Raw genomic sequence first — 18,219 nt, forward strand, 5'->3', positions numbered from 1 at the left:
AGTTATCCTCGTCGCCACCAGAGGGTGATTCCGACGCCGGCGACGGTGAGCGCGCCCAGGATGCCGACGAGCGTGCCCGTGATGCCGCCGCCGTCGTCTTCGGCGTTCTCGACCTCGATCGGGTGCTGGTAGGTGTCCGAGATCGTCGTATCGCCGCGCTCGGTGTCATACTGGAAGTCCAGCTCGACCGGATGCGTTTCCGTGGTCGCCACGTCGCTGGCCGAGACGTCGAAGGTAATCTCCGCGGATTCGCCGGGGGCGAGTTCGGGGACGAACGCCTCGTCGTTGTCCGTGTCGAGCTCGCCGCTCGTGTACAACATCGCGTCGATGTTCGAGAGCGTCTCCGAGCGCTCGTTGGTGATCTCGAGGGCGAACTCCGCGGTCTCGCCCTGTCGGACCGTGATGTTCTCTCCCTCGAGGGAGAACTCGTCCTGGTAATCCTCGACGACGACGCGTTCTGCGTGTGGCCCGTCCTCGAGCGGCGAGTTGTCGCCGCCGGTGTACTCGACGGTGAACCGGAGCTGGCGGTCGCCGCCGTCGGCCTGGCCGCTGACGTCGGTCGGGAAGCGGAAGTCGGCCGTTTCACCGGGTTCGATTTCGGGGAGGGCATAGCGGGTGTCCTCGATGAACAGCGTTTCGCTCATCGGCTCGACGACCAAGACGGCGTCGTCGACGGATCGGGGCCCGTCGTTGTGGACCTGTCCGGTCACATCGCCGTCATAGCCAACCGCGAGGTCGTCCTCGAGGTTCTGGATGGAGAACTCCTGTTCGCCGGCGGGCGCGAGACTTGCGGTCTCTGGCTCTGCTTCCTGCTGGACGCCGTTCGAATCGCGGTAGGTAAACTCGAGATCGAGTGGTTTCTCGCCGCCGCTTGCGGCCTCGTCGATCCGGACGTTAACGATCGCCGTCGCCGATTCGCCGGGCTCGATGTCGCCGAGGACCTCTTCGGCCGCTTCGCCGTCGATAACGACCCCGCCACCGCCGGCAATGGTCGCTCGAGTCTCGTTCGCGGCTTCGGTGCCGATGTTCTCGACTTCGATCACTGCGTTTCCGCTGGCACCGGGCTCGACGTTGGTGCTGACGTCCGCGACGCTAAAGCGCGGTTCGTCGGGAACTTCGACGGTGATATCGACCGTTTCGCTATCGCTCGTGCGATCGACGCTTCCGTCCGTGCCGATCGTTTCTGCGTACGTGTACTCGATCTCGAGTGTGATGTCGTACTCGCCGGCGTCGATGTTCTGGGGAACTGCCACGGGGAACACCGCCTCGGAGACGCCGCCGTCTTGTACAGGTCCGATGGAGATCTCGTCTAGCTGTGAATCGAACGGGCCGTCGTCGTCCATCTCGACGGTGACGCTCTGGGCGTCGGTCACGCCCTCACCCGAACCAGTCGTGATGTCGCCGTCGTTCGTAATTTCGAACTCGAGTTCCTCGACTGTTCCCGGTGCGACCTCGTTACTCGGGAGGTTTGCGGAGATGTCCGGCTCGCCTCTGTCGGGCGGGACGTAGCCGCCGCCACCCGTGCCCGTATCTGGAAGTCCGCCTTCCATCTCTTCATCTGCGAGGATAAAATCTACAAATCCATCAGCCAGTGCCTCATCCAGTTCCTCAGTAGTATCTATCTCTAGGCTATCGATAAGTGTGCGCAGATCTGATGTACTCACGTCATCTTCATCGATATCATGTTCTTCGTCGAGATGATCTAATGCGTCCTCTAAATCGAGGTCACCGCCTCCATTCTCATCTGCAACTGTTCCGATGGGCGCAACTCCTATACTAATCGTCACAAGGAGTGCGAAGAGGCCTGCAATCAGTGTTTGACGTTGTGCGTTCATCCTCTCACACCCTGTTCCCCTCGAGATAGTCATTCGGTGAAACGTTCACCGTTTCACGAGCGTGCAAATTGAAACTATTAGCTCGTTGAATGTCTGTCATTGTTTCAGGTCGGCAGAGGACACTCATAGGCTTTGTGATTGAACGTTCAATCAACTCCTTTTTTGGTCCCCCGTCTCGTCCACCATGTTATGCATCACAGGGAACCACCGGCCATTGTCAGTTTTCGAGACAACCACGGCTGGCAGGGACGAACAATTGCTCGAGCTCCGACGCCGAACTCGCCGCGAGTCACCGAGTGTTTCAGACTCGAGCATCGAGGGGTGAGTATCTATGTCTCGTGATCTTTTGGAAGATCCCTCGGGAACCCGCGAGGAGATCCTCGCCGCGACGTTCGATACGCTGATGGAACACGGCTACGCGGATCTGACAATCGACAAGATCGGCGACGAGTTCGACAAGAGTCAGTCGCTGATCTACCACCACTACGACGGCAAGGACGACGTCGTTCTCGAGACCTTAGAGCGGTTGCTCGAGGAGCACCGAACGGAAACCTTCGAGGAGGAGATCGACGAGCCGCGGGAATGGCTCGAGGAGATTATCGCAAGACCGCTCGACGAGGACATCGACGAACAAAAGCGCATGTCACTCGCGACACTGTTCGAACTGCGGGCTCGAGCGATCCACGACGACGCCTACCGAGAGCACTTTACCAGAAGTGACGAGGTCTTCGAGGAGTTTCTGGCCGACATCATCGAAGAGGGCAAAGAACAGGGCGTCTTTCGCGCGTGTAACCCCGTCGGCGTCGCAGCGACGGTCATTACCGTGATCAACGGCGCGCTCGTGCGACGCTCGACGAGCGAGAGCGACGACTGGATCGGCGACGTTCGAGACGAAGTGCAGTCGTACCTCGAGAAGTGCGTCTACGCGAACGATTCGTAACTGCGTCAAAAGGAACGAAGCGATTTTGTTCTCGTTTACTCGAGCAGATCCTCTCGAACCTCACACCCGCAGGGATACGCGTTGTGGTGGGTCGGAACGATCTGGACGACCGCGGTAACCGGAACCCCGCAGTGTGGGCACGGAACCGGATCCGGCTCGTCGTCGGTCATTCTTCGAGCACCTGAATCTCCTCGCTCGTCACGACCAGCGGGATTCCTTGCACCTCGAGTCGGACTTCGATCGATTGGTCCGCCGACTCGAGCAGCCGCTCGAGGGCTTCGGGATCGAACTCGCTCGCGAGCTGGTAGGCGTCTTTCGGGAGGCCGTGGTCCTCGAGCGTGTGAACCATCTCGACGGCGAGACACGGCTGGAGTTCGGTCATCCGGCGATCACGCTCCCTCGAGGAGTGGTCGTCGTTCGAGAATCAGTCGTCTTCGCTCGTGAGTCGAGTTCTTTAGGTCGAGAGTCGGGCACCGCTGCTCGAGGGATTGGGTGTGTTGACTCGAGGACCGTCTGTAGTCGACTTCGATTCGTCTGTCGGACGGGATGTTTAAGCCCGCGGAGAAGCAATCGTATCATGGCAACCGATCCAATGTGCGATTGGAAGCCACGTCTCGGGTGGTTCCAGCACCCGGGGCATTTCAAATACGAACGCCCCCATGCGCGGAGTGTGTGGCTTCCATTTGGTGTTACGTCCCGTAGTGTCATATAACTACTGTTTCCGGTCGGGAATAATGTGTGCAGTCTGTTTCTAGCTGTTTGTGGCTGGGGAGGGAATGTGATCTCGAGAGATTTGTGTTCTCGAGAAGCTATTGTTTCGCGTGCGTGTACTATTTCGGCGAGTAATATACTCATAAAAGGGTATTACTCGAGTTCTAACGAGTTGAGCAGTATCCATTGGAAACCCCCTCTAACTGCATATATCGGCCGTAACGATCGTTCCAGATGCGGGAAATTCCAGAAAGCTTATTACTGAAAGCCTACTCCTCTCATCTACCCCTACCCGGTGCAAGCCAGATTCGACGGGGAGTAATCCTCTGTTGTTAGCTGATTGCACTCCAGTTGCATCGCTCGCAAACTACACGAAACCGAAACTACCAATCATAACATGACAAACGACGCAACCTACCGCGAAAAGGGACGTGCGCTGTTCCTCGCCGCGATGATGGTCCTGTCTGTTGTTGCTATGTCCGCAGCGTTTGCGGGCGCGGCAGCGGCAGTCAATGAAGACAACGTTGACGATGGACCCACTTACAGTGACGCGAATAATATCGACGAAGTATGGATCGGCCAAGAAGTAACAATTGAAGGCGGAATCAACGACGGTTACATCGGTATTGGTGAAGGTCCAACTGGTGATGGAGATGATACTATTATGGACGAGAACGTTGACTCTGGTCCTTCGGTAACCATTGATACCAGCGATCTTGAAGCAGGTAACACATACCATATCTTTGACTTCGATGCAGGCACGGACGGAGAAGTTGTGACTGCCTTCGAAGCCGAGTACGAAGACTTAGATGTCGAATTCAGTAGCGACTCCGTTTCTGATGAGGGTACGGTAACACTTGACTTCGAATCTGATCGCGACCGTAATTCCCAGTTAGCTGCAGAAGATGGACACCTCAGTAGTAGTGTTGGTCAAACCCAAGACGTGAACGTCTCTGCTGATGGTATTGATGGGGACGATCTCAATAACATTATCAGCATCAACAATGGTGCAGACAATGTTGAGCATTTCCACGACGGGGAGAATGTAACGCTTACGAACGTTGATGATGAGGCCGACTTCGACTTCAACTTCAATCAAGCTGATGTTGACACAGGTGAGTATGTGTTCTACTTCAATGTAACAGATTCAATGGCAGCGGCCACTGTTACGCTGGAAGTGACTGATGCCGATGAAGACCGATACGTTCTGGACAACGACGATCCCGAGCAGGGTGACATCGCGAACGTGACGATCGGTGTCGAAGAAACGGACGAAGCAATTGTCACGTTGGGTGACTACCAAGAAGATGGTCATGCGTCGATCATCGCTGTTGAAAACATTGAGCACGACAACGTTACACTTCAGTACAATACCTTCAACGCACACGAAAATAATGCTTGGAGCCTGTACGATGACGATGAGGCTGACCTCGTTGGAAGTTATACCCACTCCGACCTTGATTCATCTTCGGAAATTCTCCCAGCTGGATCGTGGAGCCTTGGAGTAGGTACGTATGATCCCGACGAAGTTGCGGACATTCACGCCTTTGACTTGACAGAGGTGGAGGACCTTGGTGACTACGATGCCTATGACCAGGATGATCGTGACAATATGGTCATTAGCGACCGCTCAGCACCAGGTGATATTGTCACACAGACCGCAGCAGAGGACTACAGTGTAACTAGTCTCGACAACTATAACGACGCACACGTTACTGCTACCGAAACCATCGCTACGCAAGAAGGCGATGACGACGAAGTCGGCGACGAGGGTGACTCGCTGTTCCTCTCCGTTGACGACTTTGGTGGAAACGGATCGATTGACCTTCTCGGTAGTGACCCAAGCGGCGTTGACCTCTACAACGATGCAGGCATTTCGATCGAAATCGTTGAGCAGGACTCGGGAGCCGTTGGTTCGCCAACTACCTGGAACACCAGCTACGATGTTGGAGACCACCATGAAGACCTCGACAATGGTCTCCCAGTCGAACTCTACACAGTTGAAGATGATTATGAAGGTGAACTGATCTTCGTGATCAATTACAACGATCTAGAAGGACAGAGCATCTCCGGAGATCAGGATGAATTCGAACTTGACGAAACCTACAACATCTACTTCAATATTACCGAAAGTGAGACTGTTCTCTTCGACGAGAGCTACTCTGACAGTGGCGAACTAACCTTCGAAGAGCCTGAAGTCGAGTGGGACGAGATCGACGAAATAGGTAACTCGAGCGAAGCAACTGCCACCGGAACGACCAACGTGGCACCAGGGACGATTCTCGACGCTGACGCTGACAGTGATGAAGGCAACTTCATTGAGACAACTGATGCAAACGTCTCCGACGATGGTACCTTCGAAGCCGTCTTCGACCTGGGCGATGAAGAACTCGGCGTTATGATGGACCTCTCCGTTGAGGAACCACTCGCTGGTGAGGACGACGAACTCGAGGATGTCCGACTCGTCCAAGCAGAAGACGATGACGACGATGACGAGGACGAACCCGAAGAAGGCCTCGACCTCAGTGTTGACTACGACGACATCGAAGAAGGCGACACCGCCGAAATCGATGCGACTGTAGACAACCACGGCGAGAACGAGACGACCGTCGACGTGGTCCTCGAGATCGACGGCGAGGCTCACGAAGAGTCCTTCGAGATTGACGGCGGCGACTCCGCCTCGCACACCTTCGCAGTCGAAAACCTCAGCGTCGGCGACTACGACTTCACTGTCACCGTCGAAGACGACGAGTTCGACGAAGAGTACGACGGAACGATCTCCGTCAGTGAAGAAGGCGTACCTGACGATGACGATGATGACGCCGACGCACCTGAAGATGACGACGATGATGACGACGACGATGACGGAACGCCCGGATTCGGTGTCGCTGTCGCCCTCGTCGCACTGCTCAGTGCCGCAATGCTCGCACTGCGCCGTCAGGACTAACGCGTCACACTAACCACCGGATCACTCCGGTTATCGCGACAGACATTTCATTTTTGCAGGCGAAACAATGCTCCTTCGAGCGGTTGCAGTCAAGGGAACAACTCTAATTATGAGGTAGATGGGATAGTCTCCAAAATGCGAACGTTCAATATCTGGTCATAGTTAGCCTCACGTAGTGACCAGAGCATTCGAACAACTGTCTGAGAGTCCCCAGACAGATTTCAACATCAACGATCTTTCCTACGCAGAACGAGGGCTGGCTCGGAAGATTAAGGTTCAACAGACTTCCACTGTGGAAAACGACCATAGTGAAGGGAGTTTTACGACTGTTTTCTATCTCGAAGGCGACGAACGCGAAGCCGCAGACGTCTTCGTCGATGAACACAGTGATCGGCTTGCAGAACTCGATTTCTCGAAGCGCAACGTGATCCAGACGAGCGTTTCTCAACATATCTATGACTGGATTCTCCACGCAATGGGTGAGCGGGAGTTAACGAAACACGAAACCGTTGTGCTCGAGAAACGGTCCGATGGAACGCGGTGGATTATCGACCGCGAACAGTACGAAACGAGTCCGAATCGTCGGTATTCGATATCGGAACAGTACGCTGTTCGGATGGATGGACTTTCGGTGAGCACAGTTTTTCACGCGCACGAAGATGCCATAGCTGAGTCGGATCTCGAGGATTGTGACGCGATAGCCGGTGAGGTACGGTATTTACTCGAGTATTTTCGAGTAGAAGAGTCCCTTGAGTGTCGACCGGTGAGTCTCGAGGGTGAAATGGCAGTGCAAAAGCCCGAATGAGGTGTGTTGTACTGGGCCTCTGTGTGGTTCTGGTTGATTTACGCTATTCCTTGGCCAGTTTCGAGGTTCTCATTGGTTAGCTATTATGGTGTTCTCGACAGATAGAACATCTCTATTCTCGAGACTATATTTTCGGTACCACCTTCAGTAGCTCGAAAATCCACATGGAGAACGGTTTAGTCTACTCTTACAACTTTCCTAAAAATGGACCTATCGTACAAGAAGACTTATTACAAACCATCGAAACCACCCAAACACCCCTATCCGGTAGGCTGAGTAGTTCGACGACGGCTCCGTTGGTAGGAAGCCGGTAACGGTCGCCTAACCGCGAATCGCACGCGAAACAATGCAGTACGAAACAATAACACAACATAAATGACAAACGAAAATTCATATCGCGAAAAGGGACGCGCATTGTTCCTTGCCGCGATGATGGTCCTTTCCGTTGTTGCCATGTCCGCAGCGTTTGCGGGAGCGGCAGCAGCTGTCAACGAAGATATTGACGAAGGACCTGTATTTGACGGTGTAGAGGATGTCGATACAGTATGGCTCGGCCAAGAAGTAACAATTGATGATAGTATGGCAATCGGCGACGGCTACGTCGGCATTGGAGAAGGTCCAACAGGTGACGGTGACGACACCGTTGACACCGAAAGCACTGATTCCGATGGCGTTGTGAGCTTCGAAACCAGCGACCTTGAAGCTGGTAGCACCTACCACGTCTACGACTATGATAGTGAAGAAGTAGTCGCTGCATTCGACGTTGAGTCCGAAGATCTTGACGTTAAATTCAGCAATGACGAAGTCCCACAGGACAGCACTGCTACGCTTGAATTCGAATCTGATCGAGAAGATGACAATTACGGGGCTGACGAATTCGGTTACCAGAATGTCAATGTATCCACTGACGAGTTCGATGGTGGGGAATTAGAAAGCCTCGTCTCGGATGACAGTGATGCAGATGCTGCAACGTTTAATGATGAGGATGATGTGAACAACGTCACCTTCGAAAATGTTGATGACGGAGACGACCTCGTCTTCAACCTTGACAACAACGACGTTGATGTTGATGAAGGTGAATACGAGTTCATTATTGATGTCATTGACTCGGACGCACAGACAAACGCAACACTCGAAGTCACTGACGAAGATGTTGACCGATACTTCTCTGCCAACGATGACCCAGAGCAGGGGGACATCGCGAATGTGACTGTTGATGTCGAAGGAACCGATCACGCCGTTGTGACTTTCGGTGACCTCGACGAGAACCACATGTCATTGATCGCTGTCGAAGACATCGAGCACGACAACGTTACGCTTGAGTACAACACCTTCGATGCAGGTCAGGACGATGCATGGCAAGTCCACGAGGATGACGATGCTGAAATCGCCACAGACGGCGAAGGCAACGAAATCCAGTACACCGACACTGAACTCGACCAGAATGAAGAAATCCTCCCAGCCGGTTCCTGGGATCTTGGAGTCGGTGCCTTCGAGAACGGTGACTTCAGCGACTTCAATGGCGAAGATCAACTCGATGATGACGAAGCTGTAGAGACGATCATCGACCACGATGACTACGATCAGGATGACCGAGACTCGATGCTCATCCAGGATCGAACGGCACCGAGCGAGATGGTGACCGAGGTCATTGCTGAAGATGAGACTATTAACGGTATCGAAGACTACGAAGATGCCCACGTAACCGAAGCTGACACGATCGCCACGGAAGGTAGCGATGAAGTCGACGGAGTCGGTGACACGCTGTTCGTCACCGTCGACGACTTCGGTGCAAACGGCAGCCTCACGGACTTCGATGAGACTGTTTCAGGTGAAGACCTCTACGACGAGACCGGCATCTCGCTCGAACTTGTCGAGCAAGATAGCGGTGCAGTCGGCGACGCAGCCGCCTGGAACTCCAGTGAAACTGGCACGGACAACCTAGACATCACGGTTCACTCGCTCGAAGACTACGAGAACGATCTCGTCTTCGAAATCGATTACGAGGAATCTAATGAGCTCGAAAACGATGAGAGCTACGACCTCTACTTCAACATCAGCGAAGAGCTAGAAATCGAAGTTGATGATGGAGAGGGAGGTACTGAGTGGGTTGACGTAGATAACCCACTGACTGCTGGCGACTACAACGACAGTGCCGAGGTAACCTTCGAAGAGCCTGAGATCGAACTCGACGAAATCGACGAGATCGAAGCCAGCGACAGCGCATCTGCAACAGGCACGACGAACGTTGCACCAGGTTCGTTCATCGATGCTGACGCAGACAGTGACGAAGGAAACTTCATCGAGACGACCGATGCTAACGTCTCCGATGATGGAACCTTCGAGGCTCTGTTCGACCTTGAAGGCGAGGAAGTTGGCGTTGGTGATGTCGAAATCAGTGCCCAAACGCCGTTCGGTGACGAAGATGACTCCATCGAGGATGTCCGACTCGTCGAAGCAGAAGACGACGATGACGACGACGATGACGACGACGGAATCTCGCTCGACGTTGACTACGACGACATCGAAGAAGGTGAGGACGCTCACATCGATGCAACCGTAGACAACAACGCGGACAACGAAACCTCCGTTGACGTCACGCTCGAGATCAACGACGAGAGCTACGACCAGACTCTCGACATCGACGGTGACGACTCGGCAACCGCCGAATTCACCGTTGAAGATCTCGACGTTGGCGACTACGACTTCGACGTCACTGCTGACTCTGACGACGACTCCGCCTCCTACGACGGAACGCTTGCCGTCGCAGAGGAAGGTGTCGACGATGACGATGCACCAGCAGACGATGAAGACGACGCTGACGACGACGCACCTGAAGATGACGACGACGATGACGATGACGATGACGATGACGGAACGCCCGGCTTCGGTGTCGCTGTCGCACTCGTCGCACTGCTCAGTGCCGCAATGCTCGCACTGCGCCGTCAGGACTAACGCGTCACACTAACCCGGAACTCTTCCGGATTTCGCCGCATTTTCTACTTTCTTTCGAACGCTACACCGAACAGCGACAGCTCAAGCTTCTCGCGCTTTTCAGACCTAAAGACCCGAAACTCGAGCGTACACGCATCAATTACTCCGGAGAACACACCTCCTCGGTCGAACACGCCTCGAGTATGACTCGAGACGATCATTTCCGTACGGAACCTGCGCCAGAGAGCCTGCGATCAGCAGGAACCGATTCAGAATCTCCGCTATTGATTGCACCGAAACCGTTCGCTTCGAGAATGTACGATTACGCAACTGATAAAATCATGTACACTTATTGAGTGATAATTTCGATGCTCGTCTATGCACCGACGGAAACTGCTAGCGGGGAGCGGAGTAACACTGACGACGATCATCGCGGGCTGTACAGGCGATGCGGACGACGAGGACGGCAACGAAACCGAGAACGGCGACGGCGAGGGCCCGGCGGAGGACACGCCGGAACCCGACGATAATGGAGAAGATGATACCGACGAAGCGAACGAGGAGGACGAACAAATGCGCTCGGGCGACCAACTCCTCTCTTTCGTCGACACCCTCGAGGACGACGAACCGCTGTTCGATCCGGACACCCGTTCGTTCGACGGCTCTGGCCAGACCGTGACCGACGAGTTCTCCCTCGAGGCTGGCCTGACCGCAGTTACGTTCGACCATTCCGGCGAGGGGTATTTCGTGATCACTCTCGAGGGGCAGGAAGAAACGCTACTCGTTAACGAAGTCGGCGACGTAACTGGCGCGGCGGCGATCCCCACCGAGGCCGGAGACTATACGCTCGAGGTCGAAGCCGACGGGGAGTGGGAGATCCACGTAGGGGAACCGATCTCGCCGGAGGACGAACTCCGAGCGATCCCCGTGCAAGCCAGTGGGACGGGCGATGCCGTCGTTGGACCGGTCAAGATCGAGGACGACGTAACGGTCGAGGGCGAACACACTGAAGACGGCACCTTCATCGTCACGATGTACGACGAAAACGACAGCGCCGGAGTCGATGCCGGCGAGACAGTGTTTAGCCAGATCGAAGCGTTCGAGGGCGAGACTCGAGCGCCCCATCCCGGGGTGATCTGGATCGACGTCGTCGCCGACGGCGAGTGGTCGCTCGCGCTCGAATAATAATTAGATCGGTCGAATCCGACTCTTTCCGATAACTGACCGACTGAGATCACCGCCGGACTTCTGTCCGTGTGTCTCGAACCTACTCCTCGAACAGGCCGTCGACGACGACGTCGATCAGTGCATCTCGAGCATCGTCGTACTCACACGTTTCGGAGCCCGACGACAGGTTTTTCGCCCGTGTCGAGAAAACCAGCATTCGGAAGAGTTCGTCTACCAGCACCTCGTCGTCGAATTTGAACGAGTCGAGTTCGGTCCACTCGGAGATCGAACTGAAGATATTGTTCTCGAGCTTTTCGACGAGAGCCTCCCGGTTCGACGTCGAGAGCTGGGACTGGAACGTTCGCAGTTCGTCGCCGACGATGAGGTTCTTGACGATCGGATTCGATTCGACCTCTTCGAACGTTCGCTTGAGGTTGATCCGCACCTGCTCTCGAGGATCGGCCGCGTTCTCGACCTGTTCCTCGAGGTCTTCGTTGAACCGTTCGACTTCCGTAAGCAGGACTTCGCCGTAGAGGACCTCTTTCGAGTCAAAGAACTGGTAGAAGGTGCTGGTGCCGATATTGACCTCGTCGGTGATATCCTTGATGCGGGTCCGTTCTAACCCGTACTGAATGAATAGCTCGCGCCCCGAACTGATCAGCTCTCCCCTGATTCGTTCGCGTTCCTCGTCACTGAATCCCTTCATTTGTGCCTCTGATACTGGTGGATTTGGTGAACAGCCATATATCAATTCTCACTCCGTTCCTGCCCGATACGACGGCACCCATCGGTCTCCCGCCGGGCCCGAACGGATTTCGGCCGGCTGGCACCGTCGGTAGGTGTCCGGAATCGGGTGCCCATTCCGTCGTCGCTGGCTTCCCGTCGATAAATTCGTGTTATACGTCCACACCCACCATTAGGAACTCAAAAATGAAAATCTTTTTTATTCGTGTATTCCCAATAGTCACTATGAGCGATACGAACGGCGTCGGTTACTCCCTCCGTACAACGCGACGGCTTCAGCGTTCTGTCGGCCGTCGACTGGATCCGCGACAACGGTTTCGGCCAGCACAACTGTCGGGTGATCGGCCGTGAAGCTCCGATCCGTCGGAGCCGCCTCGATGGTCTTGCTGTTGGTCACGTCCGGCGTGTTCGTCGCCGGCGTCGATTTGGCCCAGGCCGAGGAGGACGGTGAGGAGGACGAAGTCACGGTAGAGGAACTCCAGCAACAACTGGAGTTCCAACAACAGCAACTCAACCAGATGCAAGAACAGAGTCCGCCGCCCGCTCGCGGTGAGCCGGACCTGAACCTTCGCGTCCCGAATCCGACCGTCCAGACCGGCGAAACCAACGAGGTCAACGTACAGGTGACCAACGACGGCGACTTCGAATCCGGCGTAGACGAGATGCGCGACGCCGTGACGACCGCCCGAAACGTCGAGATCGAAGCCGACGCGGACGATACGCCACTCGAGGTGCGAAGCGGAACGATGTCCGTCGGAACCGTCTCCGACGCACAGCCCAACGAAGCGCCGATCGCGATCGACGTTCCCGAGGATGTCGACGCGGGAACGTACTCGATCGACGTCGACGTCTCGTACATGTACACGGAGCGCTCGACCTCGAGTAGCAACGTCTACGAGGAGTCCGAAACGGAGACGATGTCGATCGATGTCGTCGTCGACGACGACGCGCAGTTTGACATCGTCGAGACGAGAACGGACGCCCAGATCGGCGATTCGGGAACCCTCGAGGCCGACGTCGAAAACACGGGCAACGAAACGGCGACGGACATCAACGTCGCCCTCGAGACGATGAGCGGCGGATTCATGTTCGGGAGCGCAGAGCACGAGACGGCCACAGAGGCAGATAGCGCCTGGATCGACGAACTCGAGCCGAACGAGACGGCGACGGTTTCCTACGACGTCTCGGTGATGCCGGATACGTCCGAACGCCAGTATATGCTGGATGGAACCGTGGCGTTCAAAACGGCCGATGGCTACGACCGCGTTGACGAGAGTCCGGCGGTCGGCGTGATACCGCAGGCCGAACAGCAGTTTACCATCGATACCGTCGAATCCACCCTCTACGTCGGCGAAGACGGCGATATCCGGGGCGTGGTCACGAACGACGGGCCGGCCGACGCTGAAAACGTCGTCGTGCAGTTTACCGAGGAGTCACAGACGATCGTTCCGATCGAGCGAAGCGTTGCCGTCGGAACGCTCGGCGCGGGAGAGTCCGAATCCTTCCAACTTCCGCTCGACGTGAGCGGACAGGCGGAACCGATCGATAGAGCGATCGATCTCGGCGTCCAGTACCGCAATGCCGACTTTGAGCAACGGATGTATCAGGATCTCGAGGTCGTCACCTCGGTCAACGAACAGCGCGATCAGTTCGAGGTCGAGGTCCTCGACCGCGAAATCGGTGCCGGCGACGAGAAACACGTCGACGTCGAGGTGACGAACAACTTAGACGAGACGGTGACGGACGTCGAGGCGAGCCTGTTCGCCGACGATCCGCTCGATAGCGACGACGACGAGGCGTTCGTCGAAACGCTCGAGGCGGGCGAATCCGTGACGATGACGTTCGATCTCGAGGCGGACGACGAGGCGACGGCCAAGACGTATCCGATCTCGTTTGACTTCCGATACGATGATGAGAGCGGGAACAGCCAACTCTCCGACACCACTCGCGTTGCGATCGATGTCGGTGAAGGAAGCGGCGGACTTCCGGTTGGAATCATCGCCGTCGTGACCCTCATCGGAGTCGGTGCGGGTGCGTACGTCTATCAGAGGAGCTAGATGACGGGGCTTGGTGAGCGAATCGAAGCGGGGACCAAACGGCTCAACGAGACGATCGTCTCTCGGCCGCGGACGGTTATTCTCGCGTTCCTGGTTCTCACCGCGATGTTTGCGGGTGGCATGACCGCCATCGAGACCGAAACCGATGCGACGGAGGGCTTTACCGAGGACCTAGCGGAACAGGAGGCCCTCGATGCGATCGACGAGGAGTTCGAAGGGCCGTTTGCGGTCAATGAGGAAACCACCCAACTCGTCCACACCGGCTCTGACGTCCTGACTCGCGAAGAGTTACTCGCTAGCTTGCAGATCATCGAGGAAATAGAAGCGCAGCCGGAGCTTCGCATGGAGTCGGCAAACGGCCCAGCGCCGGCCGTTGCTCAGGCGCTCGAGGAGGATGCACACACAGCCGCCCAACAGCGTCAGGTTATCGAAAGCGCGACGAACACTGAAATCGATCGTGCGATTCAGGCGATCGCCGACGATCCGGCGTTTGCAGGTGTCGTTTCCGACGATCTCAACGAAAACGAGGGGTCGGCCTCGGCGTCGATAACCGTCGTCTCTCACGACGTTCCACAGGAGTTCGATGACGATGACCTCGCGGAAGTCCAAACGTCCGTCCAGGAGATCGCCGACGAGGAGTCGGCCGATGTCATCGCCTTCGGTGGCGGCGTCGTCGCCGAGGAGTTCGAGAACGTCATCGGCGACTCGCTGGCGATCGTGATGCCCGTCGTCGTCGCTCTCCTGCTCGCGTTCCTCGTCGCGGCCTACAGGGATCCGATCGACCTCTCGCTGGGGCTTCTCTCCCTCTTGTTGACGATCGTCTGGACGTTCGGATTCCTCGGCTTCTCGGGGATTCCCTTCGATCAGCAACTAATCGCCGTTCCAGTGTTGTTGCTCGCGGTCGGGGTCGACTTCGGGATACACATCATCAACCGGTACCGAGAGGAGACGATTCAGGGCTACGAACCGTTGACGGCGATGCGGACCGCGAACAACCAGCTCATGATCGCGTTCGTCATCGTGACGGTGACGACCGTCTTCGGGTTCGGCGCGAACGTCGTTTCGGATCTCGATCCGATTCGAAACATGGGGATCGTCTCATCGGTTGGAATCATCTTCACCTTCCTCATCTTCGGGATCTTCCTTCCGGCGGCGAAACTCGAGGTGGACGAACTCCGGGAACGACATGGTGTTCCCGAGTTCAACTCCTCGCCGATCGCATCGGAGGACTCCTCGCTCGGCCGGTTGTTGTCTGTCCCGGCGACTGCGAGCCAGCACGCGCCGACGCTGTTGGTGATCGCCCTACTCGTTTTCAGCGGCGGCATGGGCGTCTACGGAATGGGCGTCGATACGTCGTTCGACGAAGAAGACTTCCTGCCGCCCGAGGAAGAAGCCTGGTACGTCGAACACGTCCCGGAACCGTTTGCACCGGAGGAGTACACGGTCACGCAGACGATCAACGTCCTCGAGGACCGCTTCGACGCCGACCAGGACGAAACGGTCACGCTGTACGTCGAGGGGTCGTTCGAAGAGGACCACGCGCTCGAGTCGCTGGCCAGTCCCAACGAGGATCCGCCCGACAGTTTTGCTGTCGGCCCGGGTGGCCAAACTGATGAACAGAGCATCGTGACGGTCATCCAGTCCTACGCCGAGGAGGACGAGGAATTCGGCGCTCTCGTCGACAGGAACGACGCGAGCGGCAACGGGATTCCGGATCAGAACCTCGATCGTATCTACGACGAACTGTTCGCCTCGCCGGCCGGACCACAGGCGGAGCAGTACCTCACCGAGGATCGCCGTGGTGCCCAGGTCGAGTACGTGATCGACGCCGAAGCGTCCCAGGAAGAGGCGGCCGCCGACGGCGAGGAGTTCGCAGAAGAATTCCGCTACGCCGCGACCGCAACCGGAATGATCGTCATCTTTGACGCGATCACCGGGATGATCTTCGATTCGGCGGTCCAGGGCTTGATCGTTGCGCTGGCCCTGTCGGCGGTGTTCCTCGTGATCGCGTACTGGATTCTCGAGCGAAAGCCACTCCTGGGCATCGTCAACGTGTTCCCGATCGCGATCGCCGTCGCCTTCCTGATCGGGACGATGCGGCTGTTGGGCATGCCGTTGAACGCGTTGACGGCGACGATCCTGTCGATTTCTATCGGCCTCGGGATCGCCTACTCCGTCCACACGACGGCGCGATTCATCGACGAGTACGATGCTCACGGCGACACGCTCGAGGCGCTGACGACGACGTTGTCGGGAACCGGCGGCGCGCTCGCCGGCAGCATGCTCACGACGTCGCTCGGAACGGGGGCGCTTGCGCTTGCCATCACTCCCGTATTAGGCGACTTCGGGCTGTTGATGGCGCTGAGCGTGTTCTACTCGTTCGTCGCGGCCGTCGTCGCGCTCCCGCCCGCGTTCTTCCTCTGGGCGCGAGTCGACGACAGGGAGACGAGTCTCACGGGGCTTCTTCCCGGCTTCTAGTCCGGTGGCTCCGTTGAGACGCGCAGATTTTCCGACCGACGACGTTCTCGTTCGGTGGTTCGGTCCGACGTTCGACACCAGAGCGTCGGTGGCGAACTCATCGTCGTCAGCTGGGTCGTCTCGTGCTCGCACCTGTCGATCAACGGGACTGCAGTTACGGAAGCGTCTTCGTGTCTCGTCGATCACTGCTTCGGATTGCCGGTTAACAACGTCTTTCCTTTCGGAGAGCGAGCTGACGGTTCCCCGTCGCGAACGATCGGTGTAACTTCCGGCGATTGCAACAGTACTGATTACCGAATCCAATTTCCCATCATGTCAGTAGCGAAGATTGATAGCATTGAGCGCCCTAGAAGAACATGCGTCGGGGAGAACCACCGTTTCGACGGCTCGATCACCATTCGACGCCTCTCCTCCGACGCACGTTGTCAACAAAAGGGCCCGACACAGGCCCTTTCAACTGCGTTGTTGATTGGTTCGTTCCTCGAGTGCGCTACACAGTAACGCCGGTGACTTACAACGCAAATAATGACAGTCAATATTTCAATTACAATTCGACTGTAGTAGCGAAAACGGTCTTAGCGCTACCCCTGAGTGGGTTTCGCTATCGCAAACGAATCAACGAAGTTGAAATTCACGGAAATCGCGCTAACCCGGATACACTCACTCGGAGGGTCGGCATCCTTTATTCGAAACCTCGGCCATGGACTGGATGCAGTAACATGAACGTACGCTCCACACTACTGGTCGTGCTCACCGTGACGATGCTCGTTTGCTCGAGTTTCGCGATGGGCGCGGCTGCAACGTCGTCGGACGCGAGTATCGCGACGCTTCAGGACGACCCAGCTGACGATGATGAATTGGACGACGACATCGACGACGAAGCTGAAGATGACGAGGCCGATGACGATATCGGCGACGACGAAGCTGAAGATGACGAGGCCGATGACGGAATCGGCGACGATGAAGCAGAAGATGACGAAGCCGATGACGGAATCGGCGACGATGAAGCAGAAGATGACGAGGCCGATGACGGAATCGGCGACGACGAAGCAGAAGATGACGACGCTGGCATGGACGACGAAGCGGATGACGATGACGGAATGGACGATGACGAAGCAGGCGATGATGCCGGCGTAGACGATGGAGCGGATGACGAGGAAGACGACGAGACGCCTGGCTTTGGCGTCGCCGTTGCACTCGTCGCAGTCCTCGGTGCTGCGCTGTTCGCAGCCCGATCGCAGAACTAACTGTCTGGGCTCTGCGGACCGTTTCACCCAGCATTTCTCACCGTCGCTTTTTTCGGACCGCTCCGAATACCTCGAGTTGCTTCACCGTCGGTTTGACGACGCAACCAAAGCGATGTTTGAGACGCGCTTCGACACGATATTTGAGACGCGCTTCGGCACAATTTACGACCGCGCGGGAAGTGCCACCAATCGAAGTCAAACATCGACTATCCTCCCCGGCGCACACCTACCGGGGACATCACCGGCTTTTCTCGCCGTAATATATTCTGCGCTCTGACATGAACTGCTCGAGACGACAACACTCATTATCTCCGATTGTGTGAAAACGCCTATACTGGCATCACGGGCACTTCG

General features: G+C 56.4%; 12 protein-coding genes. 8 read left to right on the forward strand and 4 right to left on the reverse strand.

Annotation, left to right across the window (positions count from 1 at the left end):
• Positions 1-2: 2 nt before the first annotated feature.
• Entirely contained in the window at positions 3-1,835 is a 1,833-nt protein-coding gene (locus ACYQ14_RS13695) for a COG1361 S-layer family protein (RefSeq protein ID WP_459888997.1), read from the reverse strand.
• Positions 1,836-2,166: 331 nt separating this feature from the next.
• Between ACYQ14_RS13695 and ACYQ14_RS13700 the strand changes: the two genes are divergently transcribed.
• Positions 2,167-2,775 carry a TetR/AcrR family transcriptional regulator gene (locus ACYQ14_RS13700; RefSeq protein WP_459888998.1) on the forward strand — a complete coding sequence of 203 codons (609 nt, stop codon included), beginning with the start codon at positions 2,167-2,169 and terminating at the stop codon, positions 2,773-2,775.
• A gap of 35 nt (positions 2,776-2,810) precedes the next feature.
• Here ACYQ14_RS13700 and ACYQ14_RS13705 read toward each other — a convergent pair whose 3' ends face one another.
• A complete protein-coding gene (locus ACYQ14_RS13705; RefSeq protein WP_459888999.1) occupies positions 2,811-2,945 on the reverse strand; it encodes a hypothetical protein in 135 nt (44 codons plus the stop codon).
• Complete coding sequence (locus tag ACYQ14_RS13710) at positions 2,942-3,157, reverse strand: HalOD1 output domain-containing protein (protein ID WP_459889000.1); 216 nt, start codon at positions 3,155-3,157, stop codon at positions 2,942-2,944. The genes ACYQ14_RS13705 and ACYQ14_RS13710 overlap by 4 nt, the downstream gene beginning before the upstream one ends.
• Before the next feature lie 726 nt (positions 3,158-3,883).
• Here ACYQ14_RS13710 and ACYQ14_RS13715 point away from each other — a divergent pair.
• The 4 genes from ACYQ14_RS13715 to ACYQ14_RS13730 all read left to right on the forward strand — a co-directional run bounded on the left by ACYQ14_RS13715 (position 3,884) and on the right by ACYQ14_RS13730 (position 11,357).
• The gene (locus ACYQ14_RS13715; protein WP_459889001.1) at positions 3,884-6,433 is read left to right on the forward strand and encodes a BGTF surface domain-containing protein; all 2,550 of its coding nucleotides are present in this window, start codon (positions 3,884-3,886) and stop codon (positions 6,431-6,433) included.
• A gap of 175 nt (positions 6,434-6,608) precedes the next feature.
• On the forward strand, positions 6,609-7,238 hold the full coding sequence (locus tag ACYQ14_RS13720) for a hypothetical protein (RefSeq protein ID WP_459889002.1): 630 nt from the start codon (positions 6,609-6,611) through the stop codon (positions 7,236-7,238).
• Between the two features lie 375 nt (positions 7,239-7,613).
• On the forward strand, positions 7,614-10,193 hold the full coding sequence (locus tag ACYQ14_RS13725) for a PGF-CTERM sorting domain-containing protein (RefSeq protein WP_459889003.1): 2,580 nt from the start codon (positions 7,614-7,616) through the stop codon (positions 10,191-10,193).
• A 357-nt stretch (positions 10,194-10,550) separates the two neighbouring features.
• The gene (locus tag ACYQ14_RS13730; RefSeq protein ID WP_459889004.1) at positions 10,551-11,357 is read left to right on the forward strand and encodes a cell surface glycoprotein; all 807 of its coding nucleotides are present in this window, start codon (positions 10,551-10,553) and stop codon (positions 11,355-11,357) included.
• A gap of 82 nt (positions 11,358-11,439) precedes the next feature.
• Here ACYQ14_RS13730 and ACYQ14_RS13735 read toward each other — a convergent pair whose 3' ends face one another.
• A complete protein-coding gene (locus tag ACYQ14_RS13735; protein ID WP_459889005.1) occupies positions 11,440-12,045 on the reverse strand; it encodes a TetR/AcrR family transcriptional regulator in 606 nt (201 codons plus the stop codon).
• Positions 12,046-12,430: 385 nt separating this feature from the next.
• Between ACYQ14_RS13735 and ACYQ14_RS13740 the strand changes: the two genes are divergently transcribed.
• The 3 genes from ACYQ14_RS13740 to ACYQ14_RS13750 all read left to right on the forward strand — a co-directional run bounded on the left by ACYQ14_RS13740 (position 12,431) and on the right by ACYQ14_RS13750 (position 17,865).
• Entirely contained in the window at positions 12,431-14,140 is a 1,710-nt protein-coding gene (locus ACYQ14_RS13740; protein ID WP_459889006.1) for a COG1361 S-layer family protein, read from the forward strand.
• Complete coding sequence (locus ACYQ14_RS13745) at positions 14,141-16,618, forward strand: efflux RND transporter permease subunit (RefSeq protein ID WP_459889007.1); 2,478 nt, start codon at positions 14,141-14,143, stop codon at positions 16,616-16,618. It begins immediately after the preceding gene.
• 719 nt (positions 16,619-17,337) lie between these two features.
• Entirely contained in the window at positions 17,338-17,865 is a 528-nt protein-coding gene (locus tag ACYQ14_RS13750; protein ID WP_459889008.1) for a PGF-CTERM sorting domain-containing protein, read from the forward strand.
• The last annotated feature ends 354 nt before the right edge of the window (positions 17,866-18,219 follow it).

The sequence above is a fragment of the Halostagnicola bangensis genome (assembly GCF_054653435.1).

Excerpts from the sequence above, each read along its gene's own strand:
- ACYQ14_RS13695 (WP_459888997.1), bottom strand. The coding sequence starts at position 1,835 with ATGAACGCACAACGTCAAACACTGATTGCAGGCCTCTTCGCACTCCTT.
- ACYQ14_RS13700 (WP_459888998.1), top strand. The coding sequence starts at position 2,167 with ATGTCTCGTGATCTTTTGGAAGATCCCTCGGGAACCCGCGAGGAGATC.
- ACYQ14_RS13705 (WP_459888999.1), bottom strand. The coding sequence starts at position 2,945 with ATGACCGACGACGAGCCGGATCCGGTTCCGTGCCCACACTGCGGGGTT.
- ACYQ14_RS13710 (WP_459889000.1), bottom strand. The coding sequence starts at position 3,157 with ATGACCGAACTCCAGCCGTGTCTCGCCGTCGAGATGGTTCACACGCTC.
- ACYQ14_RS13715 (WP_459889001.1), top strand. The coding sequence starts at position 3,884 with ATGACAAACGACGCAACCTACCGCGAAAAGGGACGTGCGCTGTTCCTC.
- ACYQ14_RS13725 (WP_459889003.1), top strand. The coding sequence starts at position 7,614 with ATGACAAACGAAAATTCATATCGCGAAAAGGGACGCGCATTGTTCCTT.
- ACYQ14_RS13730 (WP_459889004.1), top strand. The coding sequence starts at position 10,551 with ATGCACCGACGGAAACTGCTAGCGGGGAGCGGAGTAACACTGACGACG.
- ACYQ14_RS13735 (WP_459889005.1), bottom strand. The coding sequence starts at position 12,045 with ATGAAGGGATTCAGTGACGAGGAACGCGAACGAATCAGGGGAGAGCTG.
- ACYQ14_RS13745 (WP_459889007.1), top strand. The coding sequence starts at position 14,141 with ATGACGGGGCTTGGTGAGCGAATCGAAGCGGGGACCAAACGGCTCAAC.
- ACYQ14_RS13750 (WP_459889008.1), top strand. The coding sequence starts at position 17,338 with ATGAACGTACGCTCCACACTACTGGTCGTGCTCACCGTGACGATGCTC.